At 55.8% G+C, this 24,108-nt stretch carries 24 protein-coding genes and 1 tRNA gene; 10 read left to right on the top strand and 15 right to left on the bottom strand.

Annotated features, from left to right (window positions below):
• Positions 1 to 11 precede the first annotated feature (11 nt).
• The 3 genes from G438_RS0106295 to G438_RS12000 all read left to right on the top strand — a co-directional run bounded on the left by G438_RS0106295 (position 12) and on the right by G438_RS12000 (position 1,386).
• Complete coding sequence (locus G438_RS0106295; protein ID WP_026460593.1) at positions 12 to 536, top strand: DUF2815 family protein; 525 nt, start codon at positions 12 to 14, stop codon at positions 534 to 536.
• Positions 537 to 563: 27 nt separating this feature from the next.
• On the top strand, positions 564 to 767 hold the full coding sequence (locus G438_RS0106290; protein ID WP_026460592.1) for a hypothetical protein: 204 nt from the start codon (positions 564 to 566) through the stop codon (positions 765 to 767).
• Between the two features lie 202 nt (positions 768 to 969).
• Entirely contained in the window at positions 970 to 1,386 is a 417-nt protein-coding gene (locus G438_RS12000; RefSeq protein WP_026460591.1) for a hypothetical protein, read from the top strand.
• A gap of 853 nt (positions 1,387 to 2,239) precedes the next feature.
• On the opposite strand, the gene G438_RS0106275 is transcribed toward G438_RS12000, so the two are convergent.
• Positions 2,240 to 3,100: an Abi family protein gene (locus G438_RS0106275; protein ID WP_240471007.1), complete on the bottom strand. Its 861-nt coding sequence runs from the start codon at positions 3,098 to 3,100 to the stop codon at positions 2,240 to 2,242.
• A gap of 1,039 nt (positions 3,101 to 4,139) precedes the next feature.
• On the opposite strand from G438_RS0106275, the gene G438_RS0106265 reads away from it, so the two are divergent.
• Positions 4,140 to 4,514 carry an SdpI family protein gene (locus G438_RS0106265; protein ID WP_026460588.1) on the top strand — a complete coding sequence of 125 codons (375 nt, stop codon included), beginning with the start codon at positions 4,140 to 4,142 and terminating at the stop codon, positions 4,512 to 4,514.
• A 449-nt stretch (positions 4,515 to 4,963) separates the two neighbouring features.
• Here G438_RS0106265 and G438_RS11160 read toward each other — a convergent pair whose 3' ends face one another.
• Entirely contained in the window at positions 4,964 to 5,944 is a 981-nt protein-coding gene (locus G438_RS11160; protein WP_034285491.1) for an alpha/beta hydrolase, read from the bottom strand.
• A 113-nt stretch (positions 5,945 to 6,057) separates the two neighbouring features.
• On the opposite strand from G438_RS11160, the gene G438_RS0106255 reads away from it, so the two are divergent.
• From G438_RS0106255 to G438_RS0106245, 3 genes are all read left to right on the top strand, one after another.
• Complete coding sequence (locus G438_RS0106255; RefSeq protein WP_034285489.1) at positions 6,058 to 6,513, top strand: MerR family transcriptional regulator; 456 nt, start codon at positions 6,058 to 6,060, stop codon at positions 6,511 to 6,513.
• A gap of 327 nt (positions 6,514 to 6,840) precedes the next feature.
• On the top strand, positions 6,841 to 7,629 hold the full coding sequence (locus G438_RS0106250) for an SDR family NAD(P)-dependent oxidoreductase (protein WP_034285488.1): 789 nt from the start codon (positions 6,841 to 6,843) through the stop codon (positions 7,627 to 7,629).
• Between the two features lie 105 nt (positions 7,630 to 7,734).
• Positions 7,735 to 8,103 carry a helix-turn-helix transcriptional regulator gene (locus G438_RS0106245; RefSeq protein WP_026460585.1) on the top strand — a complete coding sequence of 123 codons (369 nt, stop codon included), beginning with the start codon at positions 7,735 to 7,737 and terminating at the stop codon, positions 8,101 to 8,103.
• 71 nt (positions 8,104 to 8,174) lie between these two features.
• Here the strand turns inward: G438_RS0106245 and G438_RS0106240 are convergent, their stop codons facing one another.
• On the bottom strand, positions 8,175 to 8,408 hold the full coding sequence (locus G438_RS0106240) for a helix-turn-helix domain-containing protein (protein WP_026460584.1): 234 nt from the start codon (positions 8,406 to 8,408) through the stop codon (positions 8,175 to 8,177).
• A gap of 1 nt (position 8,409) precedes the next feature.
• Entirely contained in the window at positions 8,410 to 8,889 is a 480-nt protein-coding gene (locus G438_RS11990; RefSeq protein ID WP_051259370.1) for a DUF2975 domain-containing protein, read from the bottom strand.
• Positions 8,890 to 9,046: 157 nt separating this feature from the next.
• On the opposite strand from G438_RS11990, the gene G438_RS0106230 reads away from it, so the two are divergent.
• Complete coding sequence (locus tag G438_RS0106230) at positions 9,047 to 9,679, top strand: GyrI-like domain-containing protein (RefSeq protein WP_026460583.1); 633 nt, start codon at positions 9,047 to 9,049, stop codon at positions 9,677 to 9,679.
• A 130-nt stretch (positions 9,680 to 9,809) separates the two neighbouring features.
• On the opposite strand, the gene G438_RS11150 is transcribed toward G438_RS0106230, so the two are convergent.
• The 9 genes from G438_RS11150 to G438_RS11985 form a co-directional block, all read right to left on the bottom strand.
• On the bottom strand, positions 9,810 to 10,523 hold the full coding sequence (locus G438_RS11150) for a Fic/DOC family protein (RefSeq protein WP_051259369.1): 714 nt from the start codon (positions 10,521 to 10,523) through the stop codon (positions 9,810 to 9,812).
• Positions 10,510 to 10,707 carry an antitoxin VbhA family protein gene (locus tag G438_RS12650; RefSeq protein ID WP_034285485.1) on the bottom strand — a complete coding sequence of 66 codons (198 nt, stop codon included), beginning with the start codon at positions 10,705 to 10,707 and terminating at the stop codon, positions 10,510 to 10,512. Before G438_RS12650 ends, G438_RS11150 begins: the two co-directional genes overlap by 14 nt.
• A gap of 185 nt (positions 10,708 to 10,892) precedes the next feature.
• A tRNA-Met gene (locus G438_RS0106215) sits at positions 10,893 to 10,966 on the bottom strand.
• A 37-nt stretch (positions 10,967 to 11,003) separates the two neighbouring features.
• A complete protein-coding gene (locus tag G438_RS11140; RefSeq protein WP_051259368.1) occupies positions 11,004 to 12,617 on the bottom strand; it encodes an MFS transporter in 1,614 nt (537 codons plus the stop codon).
• Between the two features lie 102 nt (positions 12,618 to 12,719).
• On the bottom strand, positions 12,720 to 13,265 hold the full coding sequence (locus G438_RS0106205; RefSeq protein ID WP_034285482.1) for a dihydrofolate reductase: 546 nt from the start codon (positions 13,263 to 13,265) through the stop codon (positions 12,720 to 12,722).
• On the bottom strand, positions 13,265 to 14,077 hold the full coding sequence (locus tag G438_RS0106200; RefSeq protein WP_034285536.1) for a thymidylate synthase: 813 nt from the start codon (positions 14,075 to 14,077) through the stop codon (positions 13,265 to 13,267). The genes G438_RS0106205 and G438_RS0106200 overlap by 1 nt, the downstream gene beginning before the upstream one ends.
• 108 nt (positions 14,078 to 14,185) lie before the next feature.
• Positions 14,186 to 14,923, bottom strand: coding sequence for a hypothetical protein (locus G438_RS0106195; protein ID WP_051259367.1), 738 nt, complete (start codon positions 14,921 to 14,923; stop codon positions 14,186 to 14,188).
• Position 14,924: 1 nt separating this feature from the next.
• Positions 14,925 to 15,386, bottom strand: coding sequence for an OsmC family protein (locus G438_RS0106190; protein ID WP_026460579.1), 462 nt, complete (start codon positions 15,384 to 15,386; stop codon positions 14,925 to 14,927).
• 69 nt (positions 15,387 to 15,455) lie between these two features.
• Entirely contained in the window at positions 15,456 to 15,941 is a 486-nt protein-coding gene (locus tag G438_RS11985; RefSeq protein ID WP_051259366.1) for a DUF2505 domain-containing protein, read from the bottom strand.
• A gap of 62 nt (positions 15,942 to 16,003) precedes the next feature.
• On the opposite strand from G438_RS11985, the gene G438_RS0106180 reads away from it, so the two are divergent.
• Positions 16,004 to 17,455, top strand: coding sequence for a sensor histidine kinase (locus G438_RS0106180; protein ID WP_026460578.1), 1,452 nt, complete (start codon positions 16,004 to 16,006; stop codon positions 17,453 to 17,455).
• Between the two features lie 168 nt (positions 17,456 to 17,623).
• Here the strand turns inward: G438_RS0106180 and G438_RS0106175 are convergent, their stop codons facing one another.
• Positions 17,624 to 17,872: a WhiB family transcriptional regulator gene (locus G438_RS0106175; protein ID WP_026460577.1), complete on the bottom strand. Its 249-nt coding sequence runs from the start codon at positions 17,870 to 17,872 to the stop codon at positions 17,624 to 17,626.
• A 151-nt stretch (positions 17,873 to 18,023) separates the two neighbouring features.
• The gene (locus G438_RS0106170; RefSeq protein ID WP_026460576.1) at positions 18,024 to 21,461 is read right to left on the bottom strand and encodes an FtsK/SpoIIIE domain-containing protein; all 3,438 of its coding nucleotides are present in this window, start codon (positions 21,459 to 21,461) and stop codon (positions 18,024 to 18,026) included.
• 265 nt (positions 21,462 to 21,726) lie between these two features.
• On the opposite strand from G438_RS0106170, the gene ligA reads away from it, so the two are divergent.
• Positions 21,727 to 24,108 carry an NAD-dependent DNA ligase LigA gene (gene ligA / locus G438_RS0106165; protein WP_051259365.1) on the top strand — a complete coding sequence of 794 codons (2,382 nt, stop codon included), beginning with the start codon at positions 21,727 to 21,729 and terminating at the stop codon, positions 24,106 to 24,108.

Below are 24,108 nucleotides of genomic sequence, written 5' to 3'. Positions count from 1 at the left end.
GGTCAACCATCATGACTGTTCACAATCCGACACGCGTTGTCACCGGCGAAGTCCGCCTGTCCTACGCCCACCTGTTCGAGCCCCAGTCCATCCAAGGCTCCAAGCCCAAGTACAGCGTCAGCCTGATCATCCCGAAGTCTGACCGGGAGACGATCGGCAAGATCGAGCGGGCAATCGACGCCGCCATCGAGGTCGGCACCGCCAAGTTTGGTGGCAAGCGCCCTAACAAGGCAGCCCTGAAACTCCCGTTGCGCGATGGCGATACCGAGCGTGACGACGAGGCTTACGCCGACTGCTTCTTCGTCAATGCGAACTCCACCCTGCCGCCTGAGGTGGTGGATCAGGACTTGAATCTGGTGCTCTCTGTCGCGGAGGTTTACTCCGGCTGCTACGCACGTGTCTCGTTGAACTTCTACGCCTTCAACACCAACGGCAACCGCAGCATTGCCTGCGGCCTAGGTAACGAGCAAAGATTGCGTGACGACGAACCGCTGGGTGCTGGCCGCATAAGCTCTGCTGACGACTTCCTGAACTAGGCACTTACAGGAAGGAAAACAACGCTCATGTGGAACTATCTTCTCCCGTTTCTCGTTGGCTCGGGTTTGGCGACCATCATGTTCTCCATCGCTCTGACCGTGTCGGAACTGGCCTCGGAATTCATCCGCATCACGTTCTCAACCAGGGAAGCGCATAAACGCCTCGACGAGACCCTGCAAGCCGAACGCGACGCTACAAGCCGCCTCGAGAAGCTCACATCAGGAAAGTAACCAACACAACCCCCAGGGGTGGGGCATGCCAGGTATATGTTTTGGCCTGCCCCACCCTTTCTAGCGTGAAAAGAACGGACGTGGAACACGTCGACACCGATCTTGAAACATACAGCTCGATAACCTCACCACCCATGGTGTCCACCCATACACCCAAGACCCAGGCTTTCGTATCCGCTTATTCGGCTACGGTGTCGACGGCATGCCGGGGAAAGTGATTGACCTGGCCCAAGGCGAAGTCATCCCACAACAGCTCCTCGCCGAGTGGGTGAACCCACTGATCGTGAAATCGGCGTTTAACGCAGCAAAAGACTCTGCCGGTAAAGGCCTCATCCGACGCTTCTCCATCCCCAGCAAAACCGGCATGTCCACCCTGCCCTCAGATGGCTTGGAGGGCTGGCAGCACTTCATCTCCTATAACCAGCGTGACGTGGATGTTGAGGTCCGAGTCGTCCAGCGCCTCGAGCGAAACCTCAGGCGCAATTCGAATGTGGAACCTACTGGCTTGACCTGTACAGCAACTGCCGTGGAGTGCACTCTGACACGACTCTTGCCGTCCGTGCCGTTTGGACCGACACTAACCACCGGGACGTTTGTCTCAGCAGGGCACAGCGGGTAACCGGGTTGGACAATCCCAGCGGCCTGATCGAGCTCGAAAACTGGCTGACTGAACACAGCCGCACGTTGAAGTCCTTAACCAAAGCAAAGGTAGAGACAGCGTTGGAAACAGCTACTGGTGAGGCGACCAAGGTCCTCAGGTTGCCTCAAGATCTGTCCCGGTCTTCGGTGAAGTAATACCGGGCAATGCTTCAAGTGGCAGGAACCAATGAATTCGCTCGAGAGGCTGATTCAGTGCAGGAGGGCCGGGCGTACCAAACATTTCGCCTACCCCTCGTTCATGTGCAGAATCTTCCCCGCAATCGCATGGCTGACGTTACAAACGCCTGTGCCCTCCCCACCACGCACAGCGGGCCTTGGAGTAGCTCCACACCTTTTGCCGACACGCTCAGTCAGGCTAATCCGTAGCGTCTTCATCCCATCCCGAAATGTAGGTTTATCGTCGCAGACCTTTCTGGGATCGAGGCCCGCGTGCTTGCGTGGCTTGTCGGCGAAGACGGCACCTTCGAGACTTCCGTCAGGGTAGGGATCTCTGCTGTGAAAGCACATCCCCTCATGTTTGGTATCCCAATCGAGAAGTATGCTGTCAACAGTGAGCTGTGGCAGAAAGGCAAGATGGCGACGCCTTCCTGCTGGTATGGCGGTCAATCGGGGTCCTCACCGCTCGCTACAAGGGCGCTGCGCACGGAGTTGGCGAGACAGACAGAACATCGTCGACGAACCCACCGGCGGTGCCAGCATGGAGGATACCGTCGCGTCCACAACCCGGCTACCCGTCTGGGCTGATGAACTGCCGCTCGATACCGACGGGTATAAGTGCGACTTCTGCATGAAAGATTAGTTAAAGACGCGAGTTAAAAATTCCATAGAGGCAAGTCATGCCAATTCTGCGGTGCGCCTGTCCTCTCGAAGGGAATAATTGCATTGTGGGGGAACGTCTCCAGCGTATTCACTAGCACCTTACTGCCGGTCAGATCGAGCTGGTAGTGAAGGAATCGGATCAGGCTGATCTGCCCAAACAATCTATGGGTGAGGCTGTTAACTGGCTCCATGAGCTCGTTGCTAATAGGTTTAGGTTTGATATCGAAGCCCCGATTGAACAGTCGTGCGTGATGAGCGGAAAGGTTACGCAGCACGTTCAGTGATTTCAGTGTTGACTCAAGCTGTGGAGCCGTCATCGCGCATAAACATGCAATCGCTCCGCGCACATGTTGAGGACAAAACCGATACAGGTTAGACAGCATTCCCCAGTCCATGATCTCGACGGCCACCCACACTGGTAGCATTCCCCCATACCGTGTCCGGTGGTGCTCGACGAAATCCTCACGCGATTTCTTCAAGGCATCGCTATATTTATCAAGCCATACTGCGTGCTGTGTCTTGTGCGGATCTTTGCGATCGGGCATACGAGCCACAGCATTGAGCTGTTCAGGGTCTAGGTGCACCAGCGGATCGACTTTTCCTAAGTGATATCCCACTAGGGTGCGCAGTGCTAGCTCTACGGGTGACAGGCTTGTGAACACTGCACTGCGTAGCCTTGCGTCGAACTCGTACAAATCGACACACAGTTTCAATGACATTCCCCGCTGAAAGTTATCGGTAGGTTTGCCCGACTCAAAATCAATGATGCGTGCCGAATGCCAGTATCCAGAAAGCCGGTAATAGTTGCGCGTTGCAAGCACTGCGACCGCCTGATCAACTTCCTCGATATGCATGCCACGTGAACGCAAAAGGGCTACTTGGTCTGCATAACTACGAAAAGGCTTAATCGCGTCGTCGGCCGCTACTCCTCCATACGTGAAAGGACCGGCCCTGGACTCCCACCGAAGCAGGTAGCGGAACCGGTCGTGTTGCCAACAAGTGTAGCACATTCCATCTGACAGGTGTAGCTGGAACGAGACAGTGTCCCGTCTTCCGGTTTTGGCTCTCTGTCACGCCTGATAGGTAAGCGGCACTGTATCGCCATTCCCTTCCACGCCAAGATCATTGTCGATGATCCCACGAGCGGCGCTAAGCTCGACGGCATTGATTTGCGCATGACGTGGTCACCCGCCACCTGGGCCACTGGCCGACCGATCACCGCAGATTCCTATGAGTTCGAGTTCTTCATGAAGGACTCCTGTTCAACTCCTCATGTCGCCGGTTTGGTGTGCCGCATAGGACGTATGGTCGAAAGGCCAGGGAGCGCTAGGTGTCATCGAGTACGCTACCCTGTGCCGCTCAGAAAGGAGCCTGTGATAGCTACCATCTTAAGCTGTTTGAACACCCGGGTTTTGGAAGCCTACACGCCGTTCTTGGCGGTGAGGTGATCCACGTCTACATCAAGGGCGCTGCTGTCGCGCGAGGACATCGCAACACCAACAAGGTGATCAAGGATCACAAAGCAACGAGGCGCTAGCTGCCCATGCAGCGGTGGGACAAAGGCAATCACATCATCGACAAAGCAACCCTTCAAGGAAGGCCATGTTATGTAGGGTTCGACTATGCGTTACGCAAGGCCGCCTCGTGACGCCTCCTGGCGGCCTTGGTATGACGCCCGCGTACTTCCGGGGCTCAGCCTTGATCTTCAGCGACAACACGCTCCCCATGTCCGTACCTGTCCGCGAGCCACGCGGATGTTTCCACGTCAGGCACGCAGTCTCACACAAAGGCATCCAAGATGAGCCTGACACCAACGCGACATGTGGTGAGTAGTGCCATACAGTCTACGTAGCTGTCAGTGTAGCCAGTTTCTTCCTGAGGGGATTGTCCCGAATGTATCAAGCCATCTCAATCAGCCTAGGTCTTCTGATCTTGGTGGTCGCAGTTATCTTGATAGTCATCGCGCACGCCATGCGAAAGGACAAGCTGCCGCCAAACTCATGGGCAGGAATCAGGACAAAGAAAGCATTTGAATCGTATGAATCCTGGTACCAGGTTCAACGTTCGGGTTCAATACCGCTCATGTGCCTTGCTGTCGCGTATATCGACTCGAGCTTACTCTTTATCCTCCAAGGGATTTACCATGAGACAATTTCTGAACTCATCCCGATAACTGTTCTTACCGTACAAAGCTTCGTTGGAATCATCTGGACCTACCAAGCAAGTCGGAACCCACATCCATCGCAGGCGACAAACCAGGAGAAGTGACGTCGTTCGGAAGAATTAACGCCACAATGGGGTCGATCGACGCATACTTCAGCATTTATTTGCTGGTATGCTTGGCGAGCTTTTGACGCGTACTCCCTCATGATAGCCATTTCAGGGCTATCAGGAACGAGAAGCGTTCCTGCTGCTATCAATTCTTGGAACTACGCTCTGTTTACAAATGATTCCTCACTTTTGGGGTGTGCAGCGAATTTCCAGTCGAGTATCACCGGCCTGGAATGCTTGCTCAAGGGCATCCATCCCCTGGGCACTTATTCTTCCGAGCCGGGTGTTATTCCCAAGATGGGTGCTCACCATGAATACCACAGAGGACGATTGGTACAGCAAGATATCCCCCGGCTGTGCTGTCTGGAACGGGTGATGTAGTTGATTGGCTTTGGGCACGATAGGCATGACATGCGGATACAGCGAAATGAAGGATTACCGCAAGACTAGAGGCCGAGGCTATTTGTGAAAAACTCATGAATCTTCTCAAAGGGGATTATCAGCATCTGGTCGTATAAGTCTGTGTGGTTCGCCTCTGGGATGATCAGTAGCTCTTTGTTCTGTGGGTAGCGTGACGACAAGCGTTCAAAGGCGGTCTCACTGAAATAACGCGAGTGAGCTTGCTCGCCATGGATCAGGAGCACAGCGGAACGGATTTCGTCAGTGAATTGCAAGGACTTGGCGTTCAGGAAGGACAATGCCGAGGTTCTATTCCATCCATGAGTGGAATTCAAGGAGCGTGGGTGGTATCCGCGCTCGGTCTTATAGTAAGCGTGGTAGTCCTTGATGAAGGTGGGTGCATCGTCGGGAAGTGGGTCCACAACCCCACCAGCGCGGGCGTAACTACCGTTGCGCATGTCTTCGATTCGTTGCTGGTTGAGTTGAACCTTGAGTTCATGGCGTTCATCAATACCAACACCATCGTTGTATCCGAATGCGCTGACCCGGGTCAGGTCGTACATCGTCGAGGCCACTGTGGCCTTAATCCGAGAATCAACGGCGGCCGCGTTGAGCGCAATGCCACCCCATCCGCAGATTCCAAGGATGCAGATCTGTTCTGAATTGACCAGAGGGTGTAGTGAAAGGAAATCGACGGCGGCACTGAAATCTTCGGTATTGATGTCTGGTGAGGCAACGTAGCGGGGGTGTCCGGAGCTTTCTCCTGTGAAACTCGGGTCGAAAGCGATGGTAAGGAATCCGAATGCAGCGAGTGTCTGTGCGTACAGGCCAGAAGCCTGTTCTTTTACTGCTCCGAACGGTCCGCTCACAGCGATGGCCGGTAATTGTCCTTCGATGTCACGTGGCCGGTACAGGTCGGCAGCCAACACAGTGCCGAAGCGAGTGGCAAACTCGACTTTTTCGTGGTGAACCTGGGAATCACGTGGGAATGTTTTGTCCCACTCTGGGGTCAGTTCAAGGGTAGGCATCGCTTGTCTCCATTCAGAAAAGTGAGGGTCTTATGTCACGGTATTCGTGCTAACCTCTACGTTAAAACCTCAATCCAACTTGAGGTCAAGTGGAAGGAAGAGGTACTCGTAAAATGCGGATCGGAGAAGTGTCTGAGCTTTTCGGACTGCCGGTCTCCACACTGCGCTACTACGACAGCTGTGGCTTCTTCCCCAGGATGAAGCGTGCAGGAGGACAACGAATCTTCAGCCGCAGGGAGATCGAGGCCATCGAAACGATTGAATGCCTCAAGAAGTCGGGCTTGTCAATCGATGAAATCCGACGTTTCATTTCGTGGTGCGAACAAGGTGACGTAACGCTCAAAGAAAGGCTTGCCCTCTTTACGGAGCGTAAGCAGGAACTTCATCGTCAGATGAGCGAGTTACGCAAGGTCGAAGCGATGCTTAATTTCAAACTTTGGTACTACGAACGTGCGGTCGAAGCAGGAACTGAAGGAGCGGTCAAAGGTCTCACCGAGGATCAGATGCCCGAATGGGTGAGGACCGAATACCAAATCTCCTACTCCACGTCCAACGGCGTCAACCCCTAGCGGAGCGTAATCATGCCCATGCCTCACCTGATCGGCTGCTTTGCGCCTCGGCAATGGACGCATACCGGGCATGCGCGGCAGGACGCCTCGGCCAGTGCCTTTCGAGCCACCTCGTATAGTGGCCAGACACGGACTCGTAAAAACGACGCACTACCAACAGTTTGCGGCCTGATGCCTTCGTTTTTGTTTTCAGCGATGCGGTTCTGACGCATACGCACCCCAACTTGGCGCGTATTGACAATAGTTGGCGCAATTTGTTGACGTGCAACTGTTGATTCTTGCGTAGTGTTGACAACGTCAAGGCAATGTCAATAGAAAGAGCACATCATGTCACTTGCACTTATCACTGGGTCATACGGCGGTCTCGGCACTGAGTTCGTCAACATCCACGCAAAAACAGGCGGGGACCTCATTCTTGTTGGACGTTCTCAAGCCAAACTTGAAGAACAAGCCACAAAGGTCCGTGACACCTTCGGTGTTCAGGTATACACCGTGAAAGCTGACCTCTCTGACGAAAGTGCCGCGCACACAATCTTCGAATACTGCATGAGCAATATCCTACTTCCTGATCTTTTCATCAATAATGCAGGATTCGGCGGTCAAGGTGACTTCGCTCGCGAACGCTCAATGGAACAAGACCTCTCGATGATTGCAGTCAACATCGAAGCTCCAACCCGACTTCTCAAACTCTTCTTGCCTGAGATGATCAAACGTGGCAGTGGCCGCGTTCTTAACGTCTCTTCCACTGCGGCCACCACGCCGGGGCCACTCCAAGCCGTCTACTATGCGACGAAAGCGTATGTGACAAGTTGGTCCAATGCGCTGTGGCGTGAAGTGCAAGGCACAGGAGTAACCGTTTCTTGCCTCATGCCAGGTGCGATGCAAACAGGCTTCGCGACTGCTGGCGGCTTAGATGACACCAAACTTTTTGCCAACGCAATGTCCCCGACCAAGGTGGCACAAGAAGGCTACGACGGAATGCTCCAAGGAAAAATCAACATTATTTCTGGCCTCGTTTCGTGGCAGCGTCCCCTTATCGCATTGTCGCCACTCATGCCACGCAAACAAATGCTGAACTTTGTGTACGATCAGCAAATCGCAGGTAGCGCAAAGTAAAAATATGCCGACCTACCTTCTCGATCAATCGTTGTTAACGGTATCAACGCAATAACCTTCAACACCGCTGATCTTTTGCTTCCGTTTGTTGCAACAAATACGGCAATGTGGGAGTTTTTCGAACCGGAATTACGTAAACGGCTCGACCACCTCGAAATAGACGACACAATGGCCGCTCGGGTACGTGCAGCGCTTATTGAACTCCTTCCGGCAGGCAAAAGTACCGTTGAAGACGTTGCACACGCACTTCACACAAGTGCTCGCACAATTCAACGCAGACTCAGCGAAGAAGAAACCACATACCGCAAACAACTCAATCACGTACGTTTATTGTTGGCGAAACAGTACCTTGCCAATACTGAAATGAGCCTGGACACCATTGCATTCATGCTCGATTACAGCGAGCCCCACAGCTTCGTACGTGCCTTCACTTTGTGGACTGGTCAAAGCCCCACACAGTATCGCGCTCACTAACGAAACGAAAGGCGAACGTTAGTAATCACGTGTTCCCCGTTTCGTGAGCCAAATTCGTGAGAGGAAAGAGGCTATACGTCAAAGGTGGAGGCACTGTCATCTTTTGTTGGCACGTATTCCAAGAGGTCGGCAGGTTGGCATTGCAGGACTTGGCAGATTGATTCCAGAGTGGAAAAACGTATTGCGCGTGCCCGTCCATTCTTCAGTATCGACACGTTAACGGGCGTCAATCCCACGGCGTCGGCAAAGTCTTTAACAGATAGGCCCTTTTGGGCAAGCAAGGTGTCAAGTTTGACGCGAATCATCCTAAATCACGTACTCCAACTCATCGTGGGCGCTGGTGTGTTGAAGATAAAGGAAACGACCAATAGATACCAGGGCATAAAAACAGACGCCGAGTGTCAAAAAACCAATGAATCCGAGGCTCACCATTAGATGTCGGACCTGGACACACCATATTGCATGGGCAAGGCCAAGTGTGGGTAGCCCAGCGGCAAAGACCGTTGCGACCTGAATCATCGTGAACCATTTTAGTGACCTGCGTGTGTAGTAGGCGGGCGTCTCAACGCTTCCAGCCAATAGCCACAGAGCAACGAGGATCACTTGCACTGCACATAATGCCCCAACTGCACAGAGTGAATACGGGAGCACAAGATGTGACACCTCAGGATTGAACAGGGCAACCTCGTTGGCTACTAAGGGTGCAATCAGTTGAAAGGGAATGATTGCAATGATGAGAATGACAAGGGTGATTCGCAAAAGAAGACGCGCATTTCGAAACTCCATATATCGATTATCGATATGTCTCTATTGTCTGTCAATACCTGGAACTGCCAGAAAAACGTCATTACGATAGTGACGAACCGATTCGATACGCAATCTCAGCCCATCTGACAAAGGTGGCTGCACCTCGGCAAACACCAAGGAAGGGACGAGCAGACGCATGGTGCTGGACCTGAAAAAAGAACATAAAGAACTCTATGCACCGCAAGCTCAACCGACGATACTTACCGTTGCGCCCGCTCGTTACATTGCGGTGAGGGGACAAGGCGACCCCAACGAGAGTGATGGCGACTATGCGCACACTATTGCCGCACTCTACGCGGTCGCCTACACAATAAAAATGAGCAAAAAAGGTGACCGCCACATTGAAGGCTACGTTGACTTCGTTGTTCCACCCCTTGAAGGATTCTGGTGGCAAGACGGCACAGAAGGTGTTGACTACGCAAATAAGGCAGCATTTCAATGGATCGCACTGATCCGAATGCCTGACTTCGTGACACCCGAAGTAGTGGCATGGGCAGCTCAAACGGCAAGTGCGAAAAAGAAACAAGATTTTTCGTGCGTAGAACATCTGGTCTACGACGAAGGGCTGTGTGTTCAGTGCCTCCACGTAGGCCCCTATGACGACGAGCCAATGACCGTTGCCTCGATGCATGACTACATTGCCCAGCAAGGCTACGTCCTCGACATTTCACACACGCGCCACCACCACGAAATCTATTTAGGGGATCCGCGCAAAGTCGCTCCAGAAAAACTCAGAACTATTATTCGACACCCCGTGCGTCCCAAATAAAAGCGATCAATCAGGCAGACGGGCCATTGCACTAAAGTGGCGGGGAATAACGGGATCGTTCACTGGAGAAAGACGCCGCGACGACCGCAAGCACCAATCAACTCGATGGGTACCTTACTCGGTTTCGATATCACTGCTCGTCTGCTGTGTTGGGACCATGCGTAGTCTCGATGGCACTCGTAGGGAACGACAGCCTGTCGCGCTCCGCGGCGAGCCAGGTGGCGTCTCGCTCGCCCTGAGGGATCGCTTTGCTGACGATCCGATTGAACATCTCACGTAGTGGCTGGAAATTCTGTTGCTCAGATGCTGCCCGGCTTGCGTGGTCGTTGGTTGCGCCGAGCACCTCGCGCCAGTCAAGCTGCCACCCGGCGTCGCGGGCGACGCGATTCCAGAACACTCGTTGCGTCCTGCCGTTACCTTCGCGGAACGGGTGCACGTAGTTAAACTGGTCGTAGTGGTACGTTAGGCGGTCGATGAACAGCTCGCGGTTCATACCGCGCAGCTCATTGTCGGCCCGTAACTCCGCCGCGCAGTATGCGGCGGAACGACTGATCATCGATGCGGGAAGAAAGAACAGGGCTCCCTCCACATTCTTTCGAATGTCAACGGTGCGCAACTCTCCTGCCCAGTCGTAAACGTCCTGGAACAGATGACGGTGAATCGCACACAACTCGTCAAGGTCGCCGGTCGGCTTTACCGGGTGATCTAGGAACTGAATCAGGCGGGCAAAGGAAAGGTCACCCTCGGCCTCGTCGAGGGCAGTCTTCGTCCGTGCGCCGACCTTATTCCTTAGTAGACCCGTCTTGGGATCAAGATACGGGTCGACGAAGTCAGTCGAGGCCATAGCGTGCCCGCGCGCGGGCCACTAATTCGTCAGAGTCAATGCGGCCAGCAATGTACTCGGCGGCGTCCTTCCGGCCGACAGGCGTCACCGACAGGCCTTCCATCTCGCCACTGTGGATCGCCTCGGCCACACGCAGCTTGCGTTCGTCCACGGTTGTCACGGTGGTTGCTGTCGTGGCTGCCACGTGGTGCTCCTTTCGCTTGGCGCAAACTCATTTCTAGTCGGTTGCCTTGAAAACGATCGAGGGAGAGTTTTGGGATGTGTGTTTTACCCGTGAGTAGATTGAAGACTGGGAGTCGAAGCTTCGGCTATGAAGCGCCCGGGAGGTGTCCCTATCCTGAGAATCCTCAAGTATGAATCTTTTTCTAGTAGCGGGGACAGGATTTGAACCTGCGACCTCCGGGTTATGAGCCCGGCGAGCTACCGAGCTGCTCCACCCCGCGTCGGTAATGACCAGCCTACCTGCCTGTCGTGCGAGCCTCAAACTGAGGAGCGGTGAGATGGGTCATGTGTGGCTGATGAAGTGCCTACCTGCCCGCCTCGTAACCTGGGATGAAACCACACAACGGCCACACTTACCGCCAGAATTGCTACCGCCAAGGCAAAAGGGGATAGAGGATGCCAGCCGTACATTGCGGCTGCGCTGACTGGCGCAAATATCCACGTCACCGCTCCGGTCGCGTTGAGGACGCCGGCAACGCCACCTTGTTCCGCAGCGCTGACAGCAAGGGAGCCTCCGGCAGAAAATCCGGGCCCAACCAAACCCGATGCGACACCAAGGGTCAGGGCCACCACAATCAACAACCACAGTTGCGTAGCGAAGGTAAGGACGATCAAGAAAATAAACCCGAGACTCACCCCTCGGCGCATCAGCTCGGCAGGTGTCCACGCAAGGCGAGGGACGACCACTAGTTGCATGAGCATCGCTCCGACGGCGTGCGACATCAACAGCACTGCTGTTAAGGGAATTGCTTCTTGTGGAGTCAGTGCCAAACGGTCCTGCACAATGAAGCCTGCCAGAATCTGGGTGACCCCTGTAGCGAAAAAGATTCCGAAGGCTCCAAGCATCCACGGCAAGATACGCGCGTCATTCCAGGCGACACGAGGCGGTAGTGCGGCTGGCGTTTCGTGCGCAGCTCGTGTTTCTTTGCGAGGCGGTGTGTGGCGTGGCAGTTGTTCTTCCTTGTGCGGTTCCTCCTGCTGTTTTTCCTCGTTTTGAGGTACTGCGTGGGGCTGCTGCCCGCTTGACGTAGCGGCAGAGTTTTCTCGTGCGGTGGGCTCCTTGCCCAATATGGTGCGGTTTTCACGTGCGCTCACGAAATTGGACACCTCGGTGGGCTCCTTGCCCAAAATAGTGCGGTCTTCGGTTGCCACACCGAGGGCCTCTTTTGCCACGCTGCCGGTAGCCTCAACCACACCGAAGGCTTCTTCTGACACGCTACAGTGCTCATCTGCAGTGGAACGTGAAGACACACCTTGGCGTGCTTTCGGTAAGGCAAACCACGCAATTAGCAAAGCAATGGCAACAAACCATGGTGTTGCATGTACCGGCGCATCAATCCACCACAGTGCCAGAAGAGACGACACCATTGACCCGATCATGATGGACACATTGATCGCGCCAGAAAAAGAGGCCATCCCGCGAATACGTGCCGCCTCGGTGTCGGTCAGCTGCGCAACAAGAACCTGACCGGTGGGCGGTATTGCCGCAACGGCAGCACCAAAAAACGGGCCACGCGAGATGATAATGGCACATGCGGTTAGTGCCACACCAAGGGCGCCAATACTGCGCGCCCATACAGCCAACGAAAAAAGAATCCCGGCAACAAAGGCGCAGCTGAGGGCCAAAAGAATGACACGTCTAGGGCCCCAAGCAACCGCACGGCGTCCCCAAAACTGTGATAAGGCAGCAACAGTCAGTGCCGCCACTGAAACCGCCGCGCCGACACTCCACTCAGGTAACTGCAATTCACGGGCCAACGGCGCCACGGATACATTCAACATATTTTGCGCGGTATAGGTAAATAACACCACGGCAAGTAAGGCACGTACAGTCGGGTCAGCAGTTACAGCAGTCACGCGGGTTGAAGGCACGACGTAACAATACGCCTGCGCACGTGACGGCTCCACATCGTCAGTGCGACACGTGAGTAATGCGGACAGTCGGGCGAACCCAGTTACCTCTACGCGGGAGTGTCAACGACGAATATACGTCACAACTTTCCAGGCAGCATCCCCGGAAATAGGCCGCCACTCCTGATCTGAACGATCCTCATCGACGCGCCATGTGGCGCTGTCAATAGGTGGCGCATAGACCGCTGGCGCTCCCTCAGGCACGTTCACTTCAAGGTCAAGGTGCGTCACGACCAACTCGTCTACTAGCGGGAGTGCTTGCGCATATACGGCGCCACCTCCGGCAATCCACACTGTATGAGCGGTATGTTCGCGCGCCCAGTCCCGACAGACGACAATGCCGTCCTCAAGTGACGACACGACAACTGCTCCCGAAGCAACATATGTTGTGTCGCGCGAAAGGACAACATTGAGTCGTCCCGGCAGGGGGCGACCTAAGGCCTCCCAAGAGGCGCGTCCCATCAACACCGGGCAGCCCAGCGTTGAGGCTTTAAAATGTGCGAAATCTGCTGGGACATGCCATAGCATTGCCGTGCCTGACCCAAGGAGCCCACGCCGGTCCTGTGCCCAAATTGAGGCGATACGCACCCCTGTTGTCGCCTCGTCCATCACACCGCCACCGGCGCCTTAATGGTCGGGTGATGCTGGTAGCCAACAACGTCAACATCATCAAAGTCATAGTCGAAGATCGACGATGCCTGCCGGAGTCGCAACACTGGGAAAGGGTACGGCTCGCGCGACAACTGCTCGGTGACCTGCTCGACGTGATTGTCATAGATGTGGCAGTCGCCGCCCGTCCACACGAAATCGCCCACCTCAAGACCGGCTTGCTGAGCAAACATGTGGGTCAGCAGCGAATACGAGGCAATATTGAAGGGGACACCAAGGAACATATCGGCACTACGCTGGTAGAGTTGCAAACTCACGCGCCCGTCTGCCACATACAGCTGGAAAAAGGCGTGACACGGTTCTAAAGCCATCTTGCCTAACTCGCCAACATTCCAGGCTGACACGATCATACGTCGAGAGTTGGGGTTCGTTGTCAGCGTGTGGAGGACCTCGGAAATCTGGTCAATTTCGCGGCCAGCCGATGCCGCCCAGCGTCGCCATTGCACGCCATAAACCGGACCGAGGTCACCGTGCTCGTCGGCCCACTCATTCCAAATACGGATCCCATTGTCTTGCAACCACCGCACATTGGAGTCCCCCTTGAGGAACCACAAAAGCTCGCCGATGATTGACTTCATGTGGACCCGCTTGGTTGTGATCAGCGGAAATCCTTGCGACAGGTCATAACGCAATTGTGCACCAAAAAGGGAACGTGTACCGGTGCCCGTGCGGTCCCCTTTGGGTTTTCCTTCGCGCATTATGCGCGCCAGTAGGTCCTCGTATTGGCGATCGATTGCCGAGGCGGGGGCGATAGCGGCGCTGTCGGCGTCCGCCGAGGGGAGCTGGGATGAGTCGACAGTGGGGGACACGTTAAACTCCGATCATTACGTGAAGCTAGGATTTTCCCACATGGTGGTGGGTCAGTGGGGGAGTTGCAATTCGGTGAAGCGACGCTCAATATCGCCTTCATCAGTGGTGTCAATATCAACGGTCACCGGGACATCGATGATGAGTGGCGCTTCGCCTAGCGCAATATTCAAACCCTCTACCACCTTCTTAGCAAGGGAGGAACCAACACCCCAGCCCACCACCGCGCCAATGCCAAAGGGGATCAGGCGTCCCAATGTGGATGACACGGCAGATGATGCTACCCGTTTGCGAATCCACCGCAGCATCAGCGAATTAAATTGCTCAGCTGAAATGGTGCGAATATCCAAGAATGACGTGCGGAACCATGCGAGTGCCTGAATCCCCACTTGGCGACTGATGACGTCGGCACCTTCCTGGCCGGTAAGGGATGCTAAGACAAGTGCCGTCCGTTTCGCAGGGTCGCGAATATCTAGCCCGTGGAGGTGAGCGACGACGAGCGCATGGTGGGACGCCTCGGCAATAAATGCGGTCAGCTGAGCCGCCGAAGCGGCAGCACTGACGGCAGTGCCAGCTCCCGGGAATGCAGCAGCACCACCAACCGCAGCCGACTCCGCACTGACTCGCCGAATAAAACGCCGGTGAGCGATGTCAACGAGCTGGGCTGGCGTAGCCTCAGGGTGTGCGGCGCGTAGCTTGAAGGCTGAACGTTCTGAAACGTCATACGGTACCTCAACGGCAGCAGCCCACAGTGCGCTTGGAGAGAACTTCGTCAACTGCTTGGCAGACATACTAGGCCTGATCGGACAGATCTTCACTGGTGAAGGTACGCGTGTACGGAAGAGGACGCTCAAAGGAATGGCCAATCGTGCAGTTGCGATCAATGGCTCCTTCAGCGCGGCGCAAAACCGTGGCACGCTGCTGCTCATCAAGGGCCGACAGATCCTGAATAAGCTCAACTTGGAACGCTTCGTAGCGGTCAGCGTCAGAGTTGTAGGTGCCGCTGACTCCAATCAACTGCTCGAAGTCTTCGCCAAGCGCTCCTGCTAGTCGCACGTCACTGGACATGGCGTTGCATCCGGCTAAGGCAAGTTTCAAAAGGTCCCCGGGGGAAAAACGACCGGGTCCGTCACCGACAAGCACTTCGGCGCCGCGCGCGTTGCGCGCAACGTATTGGCGTGTCCCGGTGCGCTCAAGGTAGAGCGCTGGGCCGGGGCCGTTATCGGCAGCTGGTGCGGGAACTTCAGTAGTCATGGCTCTATTCTTTCGCGATTGCCGAGGCTGTGCACAGGAACACTCGGTCCCTCAGTGTTGGGGTCGCCACTAGTGTTCAGATAGCCAGGTGGAGACGAGCTCTTCTTCTTTGCGAATGAGACGATCCACCTGACCTGACAGCATCTGTTCGACGCGTGAGCCAAATAGTGGGATGGTCACGCGTACGTCAGCGGTAATGGTGCGCAGCGTTGAGGTGCCATCCGCGTCGGTGAGCTCCTGTGTGATAGAGAGTTGAAGGGGTAATCCGGGTGCTTCAACGGTGATGGTTCCACGCCACCCTTGCCCGTCATGGTGCCAACGTTCATGCAGACTTACACTAAGATCGCCCTGGCCTGGTATAAAACGTGCAGCTGCCCCAGGTAGACGTGATCGGGGGATGGCAACCACGGTATCGAGGCCCGTATCAATGCCGTTGACGTCAACCGAAATTGTAGGTATTTGGGACAGGCGAAACCGCGCAAAATCGGGGTTTTGAAGCAGTCTAGCGATCACGTCTGGTACAGCGTTATGGTGCAAGGTTGCACAGATTTGCACGATTGGCTCCTTAAAGTGGAAAAGGGTGAGACCTATGTGATTGTCGCATTAGAATCAAATCTATGAGAAGCCTGACGCAACTAGCGGAGAACGCTGACGCCGTACCTTTGGCGCCCGCGGACCTCGACTGGTTGCACCTTCTTCTTGCTGACTGGCAGGTATTGGCTGATCTTGCTGCAGCTGACCTTGTTCTATGGCTTCCAACACAGGATGATCGTTTCGTTGCCATTGCACATTGTCGTCCAGCAACATCGGCCACGGTTCATGTGAATGACATCATTGGCTTGTATTTGCCTGCGGCGCGTGAAATTGAAATGAGGCGTGCCCTGGTCACTGGTCAAGTGGTGAAGGCCTCGTCTGCGCGGTGGGCAGGCACGTATTCCATGATGGAAACATGCGTGCCGGTGTGCCGCAACGGACGCATCATTGCTGTGATGTCCTGTGAAGCTAATCAGTCCTCGCCGCGCCTCCCACTGGGTTTTGAAACGTGGACGCTTGAGGCCGCTGACTGTCTGTGCTCCATGATGTCGCGAGGTGAATATCCTTACGAATCGACGCCAACGGTGACCAGTCGAGGCGTGCCGCGTGTCCTTGATGGTGTTGTCCTGCTGGACGCAGAAGGACGTGTGGAGCAGTTGACGCCGAATGCGGTGTCCTGTCTGAAGCGCCTTGGTATACATGGTCCCGTTGAGGGCCGGATCCTTGCCCAAGAAATCACTGAAGTTGTGGGTGAAGAATCCGTGGTTGAAGAGTCACTGCCTGTGGTGGTGATGGGACGGGCATCGTGGCGCGTGGAAATTTCGGCTCACGCATCAACGGTCACTATGCGCGCATTGCCGCTGCAGCATGGGAGGAAACGTCTGGGTGCGGTGATCCTCACGCGTGACGTGACCGAGGTGCGTCGTCGTGAGCAGGAACTCATGACGAAAGATGCCACCATTCGCGAGATCCACCACCGCGTGAAAAATAACTTGCAGACAGTTTCAGCATTGTTGCGTTTGCAGGCGCGTCGCAGCGACCAGGAGCCAGTACGTAAGGCGCTTGCCGAGGCGGAGCGACGCGTGCAGGCCATCGCCACTGTGCATGAGGCACTTTCGCATAACGTGAATGAGACCGTGGACTTTGACGAGGTAGCGCGCTCAGTGTTGCGCCTTTCTGGTGCCGTCGCAGCCACCGACCATAAGGTGGATGTGGTCACGACTGGTCGTTTTGGTACCTTGCGTGCTGAACAGGCACAAGCATTGGCGTCAGTGCTCAATGAGTTGGTGTCCAATGCGGTGGAACACGGATTTAAATCTTGTGATGGTACCGTCGTTGTTGATGCTCATCAGGAAGATGAGGTCATGGTGATTACGGTGACCGATGACGGTGAGGGCTTTGATCCTCATACGGTCGAGGTAGGGTTGGGCACCCAGATTGTTCGGCAGGTGGTGCAAGGCGAGTTGCATGGCACCATCGAGTGGCGTCGCCGCGATCTGGGCGGTACGTCCGTCATTATCCGTATGCGCCCGTAGTTATTTCGACTGCCGATATTTGGTTGTGCCCGCGTGGTCGTTGCGTGACCTCGTATGTGAGGCCTATTGGTCAAGGCGCCCGTGGCGTGGCAGAAACAGCGGGGAAGGTAGTGGCAAAAAGCAGGTGGGGCCAGCCGCAATGTGCTGGCCCCACCTGTCGTAAGTATTTCAGGAGGCGCGGCGTGCGCGTGCTGCGCGGCGCTTCAAAGAGCGACGCTCTTCTTCGCTGGTGCCACCCCAAACCCCAGAGTCCTGGTTATTATCGATGGCCCATTGCAGGCAGATTGCTTGCACCGAGCAGGTGGCGCATACGGCTTTCGCTTCTGCAGCCTGAGCAATAGCTGGACCGGTGTTTCCAATGGGAAAAAACAACTCGGGGTCAACGTGAAGGCAGGCCGCCTCGCTACGCCAGTCCATGTTCTCGATCCTCGATTCGGATAAGTACTTCGTCTACCAATTTTCTTCGCTGCGTCATTGACACAAATACAACATCGTTAAGTGTGAGTCATTGACGCCACGGGTTCAAGAGTTTGTGTTCACAATCCCGCGATTATCTATGTGTAAATGATCACGTTACTTCATCTGCGCTTTTCTTTATATCTGCAGGTGACGAAGGTAAAACAAGGAAGCGTTCTGTGTTGCCGTTAATAACAATCAGCCCATTGTGTTCATGCCAATGTTGGGCCCAGGGGGCGCGGCTGTTTCGGGATGTCGCTGAGCGCAGTACGCGAATCGTGTCAATACTCGGCTCTGCCGCAAGATAATTCTGACCACGCATGATCCGTATCAGCGGTACGCGTTGCGCTGGTACGACTGTGACCTCACCCGGTGCTGGCTCCCCATCGTCTATCAGGCGAAGTGGTGGCAAACCGACGCAGGTATAGGCATTGTTGAGATACGGCAATATCTTGAGGCTATGCTCACCGATCAGTACCCACGAACACTGCGTTGTTGGCTGGTAAGCATGAAAGTCGGCGCCGATTAGCAGTACACCGCGATCATACACATCGTTTTCTGAACGCACGAGCGGTGCGGTGAATGGATGGGAAACATTATTTCGGCAAGGCTCTTGCCCCACCGTGTTGTTGCCTGCGCTATTTGCGGTACATGCTGCGACGTATGGATCCAGCGGGATCGCACACAGTCCGGTGGTGCCGACGCGTTCGAAAAGAAAATGATTGGGTGCAAGTAAATCAGGTACCCGTGAAGGGAGCCGGGCCAACATCCGTTCAGTAGTGGTGTGCGCCCGAATAAGACGGGTAGAAAAACTGCCGTTCTGATCGCGGCCATATCCTGGAATGACTGCCACCGCCTGAACGTCGTATTGTGCGGCCCGCGTCAGCAGTGTGCTCAGCAATTGTTTGCCTGCAGAAGCACCGAGGCGACGGTCGATTGCCCCGACAAGTCGAGGAACATCTTCAATGAGAAGAACCCCAGGTCCGAGGTGCTCCACGTATTCAAGAACATAGGTAGTATCGCCAGCATTGTCTACGTCCAGCCAAGAACCGCTGACATACGCTGGGCGCGCTCGTGTGTGCGTTGAAACGGGCACATAAAGGCAGTGGAGTCGAGCGTCACGCGCGTGTGCAATGGCAGAGGCCAAGGATTGTGCTCCGCGCCGAAGGAGGGGTGCCTCGGAAAATGGACCCTCGACGGCTAGATGGCATTCATCCCACGCCAAGCGCGGATACGTGCCTAGGGTATTCCCGCCGTCTGCTGTCCGGCGGATTGACGAGGCTAATGCCACGGGAGGCACTACGGCAGAAGGGTCGCTTTCTAAGGTATCGATCAGGGCGATGGGGAGCGTTGTCTGGTTCAGCGTGGTCTTAGCGGTGTCGGTACTCGCGGGGTGCTCATCCCATACTTGGGACCATGTGAGTACTTCGGGAAGTGGAGGCAACCAGAGATATTGGCGGCCAAATGTCGGGTATTTGCTGACAATGGTGTCAACGATGCGTGGCACATGAGGTGTGAGGGCACACTGGACGTCGCCATATCCTCGCAAATGTGCGCGCCCAGGTAGGCGCGGCAGCTGCGCAGCCAGATCATTGCCGAGCACATCAAGCGAATCAGCAGGTTCTGCACATCGGAAGACGAGTTTAAGGTCCATATTCGCGCGTATCGCAGCGCTGACAATACCAGCCGGACGCTGCGTTGCGGCGATAATATGCACGCCGAGGGAACGCCCTTGGGCGGCCAACCGCACAAGAGTATCCATCGCATCACTATGCGCGCATGACAGTTGCCGGAATTCGTCAATCACGATCACGAGACGTGGCAAGGGGTCGGCGCCATGTATGGCACTTCTCTCGGCAACCATGCCTGCGTCGGCTGTGCTCGCGGCAGCCGTGCCTGCGGCGCTTGTGCCCGGGTCGCTCCAACCTGCATTGGCATTGGCACGTGCTAGACACGCTGCTTCCCATGCGTCAAGGCTGGGATAGCCTGCCTGGGCCAGGATTGCCTCGCGCCATTGGATGTGGCTATCTAAGCCTTTGAGGCAACGCAACGTGTCGCCTGGCGTCAAATCGGTCAGTATCGTCGCCACATGAGGTAGTGGCCTGAGCGCACCAAAAGTGGCACCACCCTTGTAGTCAAGCAGGACAAATTGGACCATTTCAGGAGGGTACCGTTGAGCTAAAGCAAGGATCCACGTCAGGAGCGCTTCAGACTTCCCGCTCCCGGTGGTTCCTGCAACAAGTGCATGTGGCCCATCTGAAACGAGATCGATACTGACCACCCCCTGTTTCCCAACGCCGAGCGTGGCCGCGAGTGTCCCTTGGAGCGATGGAGATGTCGTGGCGAGGGTCCCTTGAGGCGCCGGCGACGGAGACGCGAGTGGCTCTTGGACCGATGGAGATGCGGCCGCGAGTTCATTGACGTAGACAAGATCGGGTAAGGCACCTGAATCGATGCAGCCGCCACCGCATAGCAACCACCACAGGTGACTTGTCATTGGTCGTTTCGCATGAAATGCCGCATCACACCAGGCAGGAAGGGCCATCAGTGACGGCGCATACGCAATATTTATCGCGTTGGCATCGACCGCGGCAGCATCGGTGGGAGCCGACGATTCCACCCCGATGTCAGCAGTGCCTGCATGAAGATACACATCGCGCACCGGGCGGCCCAACGCAATGACGGTCCCGTCAGGGCAATGAATACGAGCCCCTCCCACCCCTAAGGCCACCTGGGCAGCGCACCAGTAGGCACTCGCCTCACAGGCCGACCCATAAAAGCCGGGGCTCGTACATGGGGGCGGACCTTTGCTATCTCGCGGCGCCCGATCAGAAATCTGTAAATACTGGACACCCCACGGCCTTACCTGCTGTGGCCAAAACGCAACCACCCCGTCTTTAGAAAGGGACGGCACACGACGTGCAGCTAAAACCAGTGCCAACATCGCGGCGTCGCACTGTTTCCACAGTCGACGTGACCTGAGGGCACTGCGGCACCACCGTGTGGCGAAGAGAATCAGGACGACTGCTCCTGCGCCACCAATCCAAACAGGGAGACGTGAGGCGTCAATGTCAGGAAGAAACACCCGCATCATAAGGGGCAGACGCCACAAGAGAAAGGCAAAAAATATCGCAGGTAATAGCCGGGTGACAAGGGTACGACCCGAGAACGCAGTAGCAGAAGGCTCAGCCCACAGCAGACGGCGTGGGCGTCGGCGCACTTGGAAAATATCCTCCCCGCATCGCAGCCGCATTGACGGGCGTAACGTTGTCCAGCGGTCCACGCCAATGCGTTGCCACGGCAACAGCGATATGCGCCACAACAAAGGTGCCCCACGTTGGAGGGATGTCATTTGCCAAAGGGTGGTGCGCCTGGTCACTACGCATCGAATCTTGCAATGCTGCCTCGACACAGCGTCATCAGACAGCGGATAGGTACCGCAACGCCCAAGAATAAGGCCATCCTCCACCGGAATGACACTGCCAATATCTGGGCCAGCGATACACGCCAGGTGCATGGGCGCGCCTAGAGCGTCGGCAGCCGTGAGCACTGGGCACTCCTTCCTTCTTTGGTATGTGATCGATCGTGCATCCCTTCGATGCGACGGATCGATGAATACCGTGTCGTGCGTTGACAACGACGAGATGCCGCTGGTTACGTCCTTGATTCTTCACTTCAGAGCGTCAATGCACGTGTCGGTCACCAGGTTCTGTGGAAAGAGCGTGCCTAGGCACATACCTGTGGACTGACGGTATCGGATTTCGCCGACAGACATGCGATACACATTTTTGCTTCGGCAATGCCACAATTGCGCCATGACTCATGGCGATACCGTTCCCACCACTGTGCGTGAAGCCGCTGACCGGCACGCCGCGCTCATCGACATCATTGAGCAAGCACGCGCCGCTTATTACGATCGCGACGAGCCGACCTTGTCGGATGCGGACTATGACCGGTACTACCGCGAATTAGAGGATCTTGAAGCGGCTTACCCGCAACTAGCTGGCGGCGATTCCCCGACCCATTCAGTGGGCGGTACGGCCGTGACGACGTTCGCGCCAAGTCCCCACCTGGAACGCATGATGAGTCTCGACGACGTTTTTTCGCTGGAAGAACTCGCCGCGTGGGAAGATCGCGTACGCGCCGACTTGGGCACAGATGTCCCCATGACCGTTGAGGTTAAGGTCGACGGTTTGGCTGTCAACCTCCTTTACGAGGCCGGCGTACTGGTGCGCGCCGCCACCCGGGGCGATGGGCGCACTGGTGAAGATGTCACTGCGAATGTCGCCACCATTGCGTGCATTCCGCATCGCCTCGCTGGGCATGTTGTCCCTGATCGCGTGGAAATCCGTGGAGAAATCTATTTCCCAGTGGCTGACTTTGCTGCCCTTAACGAGGCGCGCGTACTGGCTGGGGAAAGACCATTCGTTAATCCGCGCAATGCCGCCGCCGGTTCATTGCGGCAAAAAGATCCCTCCATTACCGCCAGCCGCCCCCTTGCGATGCTTGCTCACGGCATTGGTGCCGTTGAAAGCACAGATGGTACCTTCACTGCGCCAACAACCCAGTATGGCTGGTATCAACAAATACAAGCCTGGGGACTGCCAGTGTCACCGCATACGCAGCGTTTGACGGGCCCAGATGCTATCAGTCAGCGTATTGACCAGTTGGGACACATGCGCCACAGCCTCGACCATGAAATTGACGGCGTCGTCATCAAAGTAGACGACCTGGACTTACAGCGCGCCTTGGGAACGACATCGCGGGCCCCCCGGTGGGCAAGTGCGTATAAATTCCCACCTGAGGAAGTCCACACGCGCCTGCTCGACATACGTGTCCAAGTGGGGCGCACAGGTCGTGTCACCCCCTTCGGCGTGATGGAAACCGTCCTAGTTGCTGGTTCTCACGTTTCGCGAGCGACCTTACACAATGCCTCCGAGGTGGCACGTAAAGGTGTCCTTATCGGCGACATGGTGGTCCTGCGCAAAGCCGGCGATGTCATACCTGAAATCGTTGGCCCAGTAGTCGCAGCTCGCAACGGCACAGAGCGGCCATTTGTCATGCCTACACAGTGCCCCTCATGTGGAGCGCCGCTAGCACCGGCAAAAGAAGATGACGTTGACCTGCGCTGTCCAAACCAGGCCTCATGCCCGGCTCAAATCACCGAACGCCTCGCCTTTATTGGGGCACGCCAAGCCTTAGATATTGAGGGCCTTGGAACGGAGTCAGCCCTCGCGCTCACCCAACCTGAGGCGAACCGTGACCTGGTTGTTGCCGCCCTTGTGGCAGGTGAACCTGTGCAACTGGCAGATAATTCCATCCTCACCTTCCATCCTGATCTTTTGGAGGCGGAGGATCACGCAGACCTATTCAGTCACGCTGAAGCCCTTCTGCCCGCACCCGCCACACCAGCGCTGCGTTCAGAAGCCGACCTTTTTGATTTGAGTGCGCAGACCGTCAAAGACGTGCACACCTGGCAATACGGCCCGCTACTTAAGAGTGTCCGTGAAACAACGGGACGTGACAGCGGGTGGAAACACGTGCGGACCTTCTGGTCATCGGGTGTACGAAAGAAGGACGGGTCTTTCCGCAAGGGACAAGAAGAACGGCCATCTAAAGGCCTTGACAACATGCTGCGTGAACTTGACGCAGCAAAATCCCAGCCGCTGTGGCGTGTCATCAACGCTTTGTCGATACGACACGTGGGGCCAACAGCAGCGCAGGCGCTCGCGGCGGCATTTCCATCAATGGAACGCCTGCGAGGCGCCAGTATCGAGGAACTATCCACAGTTGACGGTGTCGGTGCCACTATTGCTGAAAGCTTGATCGATTGGTTCAGCGTTCAGTGGCATCGTGACATTGTCGAGGCGTGGGCTAGTGCCGGGGTTCGCATGGAAGACGAGGTGCAAGGGCCCGTTTCGGACGTGCTGGCTGGGCTGACTGTCGTGGTCTCGGGTGCTATGCCTGGGTATGACCGTGAAGGCGCAAAAGAAGCCATCGCGGCTCGAGGTGGTAAAGCGTCAAGTTCCGTGTCAAAGAAAACGCATATCGTTGTGGCCGGGGAAGGCGCTGGGTCGAAAGCAGCCAAAGCCGAGGCACTTGGTATCCCCGTGCTGGGCGCAGAGGATTTCGACACCCTTTTAGAGTTGGGGCCATCAGGCGTGGGGCTAGAGGTGACTGTCTCGGCGGGACGTTAA

Origin of the sequence: Schaalia suimastitidis DSM 15538 (genome assembly GCF_000429105.1) — a bacterium.
Classification (GTDB): domain Bacteria; phylum Actinomycetota; class Actinomycetes; order Actinomycetales; family Actinomycetaceae; genus Pauljensenia; species Pauljensenia suimastitidis.
This window is presented reverse-complemented; position numbering and strand designations above follow the sequence as displayed.

Bases quoted from the DNA above. Each gene is read 5' to 3' on its own strand.
- G438_RS11150 (WP_051259369.1), bottom strand. From the start codon at position 10,523: ATGGCCTCGACTGACTTCGTCGACCCGTATCTTGATCCCAAGACGGGT.
- G438_RS0106195 (WP_051259367.1), bottom strand. From the start codon at position 14,923: ATGTCTGCCAAGCAGTTGACGAAGTTCTCTCCAAGCGCACTGTGGGCT.
- G438_RS0106180 (WP_026460578.1), top strand. From the start codon at position 16,004: ATGAGAAGCCTGACGCAACTAGCGGAGAACGCTGACGCCGTACCTTTG.
- G438_RS0106275 (WP_240471007.1), bottom strand. From the start codon at position 3,100: ATGCATATCGAGGAAGTTGATCAGGCGGTCGCAGTGCTTGCAACGCGC.
- G438_RS0106245 (WP_026460585.1), top strand. From the start codon at position 7,735: ATGTGGGAGTTTTTCGAACCGGAATTACGTAAACGGCTCGACCACCTC.
- G438_RS11160 (WP_034285491.1), bottom strand. From the start codon at position 5,944: ATGCCTACCCTTGAACTGACCCCAGAGTGGGACAAAACATTCCCACGT.
- G438_RS0106205 (WP_034285482.1), bottom strand. From the start codon at position 13,265: ATGGACGAGGCGACAACAGGGGTGCGTATCGCCTCAATTTGGGCACAG.
- G438_RS0106240 (WP_026460584.1), bottom strand. From the start codon at position 8,408: ATGATTCGCGTCAAACTTGACACCTTGCTTGCCCAAAAGGGCCTATCT.
- G438_RS0106250 (WP_034285488.1), top strand. From the start codon at position 6,841: ATGTCACTTGCACTTATCACTGGGTCATACGGCGGTCTCGGCACTGAG.
- G438_RS0106230 (WP_026460583.1), top strand. From the start codon at position 9,047: ATGGTGCTGGACCTGAAAAAAGAACATAAAGAACTCTATGCACCGCAA.
- G438_RS0106175 (WP_026460577.1), bottom strand. From the start codon at position 17,872: ATGGACTGGCGTAGCGAGGCGGCCTGCCTTCACGTTGACCCCGAGTTG.
- G438_RS12000 (WP_026460591.1), top strand. From the start codon at position 970: ATGCCGGGGAAAGTGATTGACCTGGCCCAAGGCGAAGTCATCCCACAA.
- G438_RS11990 (WP_051259370.1), bottom strand. From the start codon at position 8,889: ATGGAGTTTCGAAATGCGCGTCTTCTTTTGCGAATCACCCTTGTCATT.
- ligA (WP_051259365.1), top strand. From the start codon at position 21,727: ATGACTCATGGCGATACCGTTCCCACCACTGTGCGTGAAGCCGCTGAC.
- G438_RS0106295 (WP_026460593.1), top strand. From the start codon at position 12: ATGACTGTTCACAATCCGACACGCGTTGTCACCGGCGAAGTCCGCCTG.
- G438_RS0106255 (WP_034285489.1), top strand. From the start codon at position 6,058: ATGCGGATCGGAGAAGTGTCTGAGCTTTTCGGACTGCCGGTCTCCACA.
- G438_RS0106190 (WP_026460579.1), bottom strand. From the start codon at position 15,386: ATGACTACTGAAGTTCCCGCACCAGCTGCCGATAACGGCCCCGGCCCA.
- G438_RS0106265 (WP_026460588.1), top strand. From the start codon at position 4,140: ATGTATCAAGCCATCTCAATCAGCCTAGGTCTTCTGATCTTGGTGGTC.
- G438_RS0106290 (WP_026460592.1), top strand. From the start codon at position 564: ATGTGGAACTATCTTCTCCCGTTTCTCGTTGGCTCGGGTTTGGCGACC.